Below are 4,516 nucleotides of genomic sequence, written 5' to 3'. Positions count from 1 at the left end.
TAGCTGCAGTTCCACCAGGCTTTATAGCGGAAAGCTGAATTGCATTCTTGAGAACCTGGCGGAGCATCTTTCGGCGTATTATGTCGCGTTGTTTTTTAAAAATACTAGTTATGCAAAAGACTCAGTTTTTATGATGATGCTGATGGTTGTAATTGCTGGTTGCGGGTTTAGCGAGAAAAAAGCGGAACAAAAATTGACGGTAGCCGTTACGATTGTTCCGGAAAAAACCTTTGTGGAAGCGGTATGCGGTGATGCGGTTGATGTAGTGGTAATGGTTCCGCCTGGGAATAGTCCTGCTAATTATGAACCAACCCCTAAGGAAATGGAAAAATTCAATAAAGCAAAGCTTTATTTTGCAGTGGGAGTACCTACGGAGGCAGCTACTATTTTGCCTAAAGCGGTACAATTGGAAAAATTAAAGCTTGTTAAGCTGCAAGAGGAAACGAAAAAAGAATATCCTGATGTTGTTTTGCCGAATGGGAAAAGAGATCCTCATATTTGGCTTTCTCCCAAACGCGCTAAGGTGATGGTAGATATCATTGCAAAAGAAATGGGCAAAATAGATGCTGCTAATAAAGAAAAGTATGAAAAAAACGCACAAGCGTATAAAGTAAAGCTGGATTTAGTAGATCAAGAACTGCAAAAGGCTTTTGCACAGACAAAAACTAAAAAATTCATCGTTTTTCATCCGGCGTTTGGCTATTTAGCTGCTGATTATGGTTTGGAAATGATTGCTTTAGAGGAAAATGGAAAGGAGGCGACGCCGAAGCGCTTGCAAGATGTTATTTCATTGGCTAAGAAAGAAGAGATTAAAGCTGTTTTTTATCAAGCAGAGATTGCGAGCAAGCAGTCTGAAGCATTGGCTCGTGAAATTGGAGGAAAGACAGTGCAATTAGAACCCTTAGCGGCTGATTATATTGGGAATTTAAGAAAAATGGCAAAGCTTATGGGTGAGGCATTGTAATGAGTATATGCAACGGCGAAAGCGATAATGTCAATAGCAAGCTTCCTGTATGTATTCGGAACCTTACTGTCAAATATGGGGAAAATATTGCAATTGAAAATGTATCCTTTGAAATAAAAGAAGGAGAATATCTTGGCGTTATCGGGCCTAACGGCGGTGGGAAAACAACATTGCTGCGATCAATTTTAGGGTTAACGCCTGTAACTGCGGGCAAAGTTGATATATACGGCGAAAAAGCGGGAAAAACGGATCGCTTAATTGGCTATGTGCCGCAGATAACAGCGGTAGATAAATTGTTCCCGATTACAGTCAGTGAAGTTGTTTTGACCGGAAGGTTGAAATCAAAAGTATCTTTGTTTCATAAATATTGCAAGGAAGACCTGGAAAAGACAGAGCAGGCGCTAGAGGCGGTTGGTATTGTACATTTGAGAAATCGAATGATTTCAGATCTTTCTGGTGGAGAATTTCAAAAGATGCTGATAGCTAGAGCATTGGCAGTAGAACCTAAACTTATGCTGCTGGATGAACCTACGGCGAGCGTAGATGCGCAATCGCGAGATGCTATTTTTTCTTTATTAAATCGGTTGAATCAGAAAATGACAATTGTTTTAGTAACACATGATTTGATGGCTGTTTCATCACATGTGAAAGAATTGGCTTGTATTAATGGAAAATTGGTATATCATGGCATAGCGGAAATCAATGAAGAGATTGTACAGAATTTATATAATTGTCCTGTTGATTTAATTGCCCATGGCGTGCCGCATCGCGTATTAAAAGAACATAAAGGATGAGTAGCATGCTAGAAGCGATCATGGAATATCAGTTTATTCAGTACGCAATGCTTGCAAGCGTTTTTGCAAGCATTGTTTGTGGCATTGTAGGCGTAATTATTGTGGAGAAGCGGTTGGTGATGATGGGGGGCGGAATTGCCCATGCCTCTTATGGTGGTGTTGGGGCAGGGTATTTATTGGGAATTAACCCCATTATTGGCGCTTTCTTTATTTCGATTTGCGCGGCCTTAGGAATTGGATATTTGAAACGTCACGGCAATACAAGAAGTGATGTGGTGCTTGGGCTTTTTTGGTCGTTAGGAATGGCAATCGGTGTAGTGTGCATTTCATTAATGCCTGGTTACCCTCCAGACCTATCTTCTTATTTGTTTGGTAATATTTTAACGGTTTCAACACTTGATTTATATTTAATCGCAAGTTTATCTGTTTGCGTATTGCTAGTTGTTTGCGCATTGTTCAATTATTGGAAAGCGTATTTGTTTGATGATGAGTTTGCAGTGATTGTTGGGCTGCCAGTTGCTTTTTTCGAGTATCTGTTGTTGATAGTAATAGCTATGTCGATTGTGGTTTTGATTCGTGTAGTTGGTATTGTTTTAGTGTTGGCTTTGTTTACGGCTCCACCAGCGATTGCGGCGCTGTTTTTAAGGCGTTTAGAGTCTAGAATGGCCTTAGCAGTGGTGCTTGGCGGCTTGCTTTGTGTGAGTGGTTTGCTGTTATCTTATGAAATGGATATTCCATCGGGAGCTTTGATTGTTATTATATCGGCAGTGAGTTATTTTTTAGCTCGCAAAGTGAGCTTAAGAATAAGGGGGCGTTGAAATGAAACAAAAAAAGAAAGCTGCGTTGGCGGCGGCGCTTTGGCTGGCTGTGAGTGCTAACGGGCAGGCCGCTGAGGCGCAGGAAGAAACCTTCGCTTTGGACGAAGTGGTCATAACCGCTTCTAAAACGAAGCAGGACGTCAAGGATTCTCCTTCGGCGGTGCAGGTGATTACGCGCAAAACCATGGATGAACAAGGGGCGCAAACCTTAAAAGATGTGCTGCGTTATGCGGTGGGAGTCAATTTAGTGCGCACAAGTGCTTCGCCGACTCGCGAAGGAATCTCGATCCGCGGCTTTGATTCGCGCTTTTCCATGATTTTGGTCGACGGCAAGCGGGTGGCGTCGGAAATCGATCAAAACTATGAGCTGGATCGTATTTCAATCGCAAACATTGAGCGCATTGAGATTGTCCGCGGTCCGGCGAGCTCTCTTTACGGTACCGAGGCGATGGGCGGCGTCGTTAACATTATTACCTGTAAAAGCGATAAACCGTCCGTAGTTCTGGATGTCGGCAGTGGCTTTTACAGCGGCGGCGACAGCCGCGACCGCTATGCGTTCCAATATAACTCAGGGCATCAGGGTAAGGTATCCTTCACTTTTTCCGGTTCGTTAGTCGAAAATGACGCTATGTTTAAAAGCGGCGCTTTGACCTATGCTCCCTATGGAAGCCGTAAAAACTGGAATACCGGCGTAGATTACAAGCTGTCGGACAAGGAAAAGCTGAGTTTTACCGCTGGCTATGCGAAAGAAGATACATATGAATTTGTTAAGCCTGGAGCTGTGCGCGTAAAAGCGCATGATATAGTGGAACGTGAAGACTTGGCGTTAGCCTATGAGAAGAAGACCGAAAAACAAGACGTCTTTTTGAGGTACTACCATTCGGTGATGGATAAGAGTTTGGATCAAAATAACGCAGCGACCCTGGGGCTGGTCAATTGGGTGCGGGCTAAACGGACCATTGATATGTATGAAGGACGTGTAACGCAGCAAGCAAACGCAAAGCATCGCCTTACCTTTGGAGCGGAATACCGGCCGGAGACCTTCCGGGGGACCGCAGTTAACACCGGCGAAGGCTATTTTACGGCGACCGGGCCGGGCGGCGCGACCAAAACCGGCTCTACCGCCAATCTTACCTATCGGGCGGCGTATGTTCAGGATGAATGGCAGGTATCTAATAAATTGCTGGCCGTAACATCCCTGCGCTACGATGACAGCAATAAATTCGAAAGCAATGTCAGCCCCAAACTGGGCTTGACCTACAAAGTGAATGATACGACGCGCATTAAGGCTAACGCGGCGCAAGGTTTCCGCAGTCCGACTCCGAATCAGCTTTATCAGAGCGCTTCGACCCAGCAAGGAAATCCTAACCTGCAATCGGAGACTTCTCGTTCTTATGACCTTTCCTTTGAAAAAGAGTGGCATAAAAAAGCGGCGAAAGTCACTTTTTTTACCAATGACGTGAGTAATCTGATTGATTTGGTGACTACAACGGGGACTAACAAGCAGTATCAAAATATCAGCAAAGCGATCATTCGCGGCACCGAAGCCGAATTTACCCGCATGATTTCTCCGACTCTAGATTGGACCAATAGCTATACATACTTAGAAGCAGTCAACGGCGTTACGCAGCAGCGCCTGCCGAACCGTGCGCGCCATATGCTTACGTCTGGCTTGACCTACCATAACAACAAAGACTTTACCGCGAGCTTCCAAGGGCAGTTGCTGGAAAGCTACCTGGCCTCTCCGGGAGGAGAAAAAAGCTACGTCCTATGGAATCTTGCCATGTCGAAAAAGCTTTCCAGTCAATATACGGTTGTTTTAGGCGTGGATAATCTCTTTAATAAACAGGATGAAGACTTGCCGCTAATGGGGACCTATGTTCATGCAAGCCTTCGCTGCACGTTCTAAAGACAAAAATGTGACTTCCGTAAGGCTTTGT

At 44.4% G+C, this 4,516-nt stretch carries 4 protein-coding genes; all 4 read left to right on the top strand.

Features of this window, described 5'->3' with window-relative positions:
- On the top strand, nucleotides 1-964 hold a 964-nt coding region (locus PHF27_RS13420; RefSeq protein WP_300071116.1), incomplete at its 5' end, for a zinc ABC transporter substrate-binding protein.
- A complete protein-coding gene (locus PHF27_RS13415) occupies nucleotides 964-1,758 on the top strand; it encodes an ABC transporter ATP-binding protein (RefSeq protein WP_300071113.1) in 795 nt (264 codons plus the stop codon). The genes PHF27_RS13420 and PHF27_RS13415, both read left to right, overlap by 1 nt.
- 5 nt (nucleotides 1,759-1,763) lie before the next feature.
- Nucleotides 1,764-2,576, top strand: a complete 813-nt coding sequence (locus PHF27_RS13410; protein WP_300071111.1) for a metal ABC transporter permease — start codon at nucleotides 1,764-1,766, stop codon at nucleotides 2,574-2,576.
- Between the two features lies 1 nt (nucleotide 2,577).
- Nucleotides 2,578-4,485 (top strand): TonB-dependent receptor, encoded by a 1,908-nt coding sequence (locus PHF27_RS13405; RefSeq protein WP_300071110.1) that lies wholly within the window; start codon nucleotides 2,578-2,580, stop codon nucleotides 4,483-4,485.
- Nucleotides 4,486-4,516: the final 31 nt, after the last annotated feature.

The organism is Anaeromusa sp. (genome assembly GCF_028691475.1).
Classification (GTDB): Bacteria; Bacillota; Negativicutes; order Anaeromusales; family Anaeromusaceae; genus Anaeromusa.
The sequence above is the reverse complement of the archived record's forward strand: the minus strand, read 5'-3'. Positions and strand labels throughout refer to the sequence as shown.

Excerpts from the sequence above, each read along its gene's own strand:
- PHF27_RS13405 (WP_300071110.1), top strand. The coding sequence starts at position 2,578 with ATGAAACAAAAAAAGAAAGCTGCGTTGGCGGCGGCGCTTTGGCTGGCT.
- PHF27_RS13415 (WP_300071113.1), top strand. The coding sequence starts at position 964 with ATGAGTATATGCAACGGCGAAAGCGATAATGTCAATAGCAAGCTTCCT.
- PHF27_RS13410 (WP_300071111.1), top strand. The coding sequence starts at position 1,764 with ATGCTAGAAGCGATCATGGAATATCAGTTTATTCAGTACGCAATGCTT.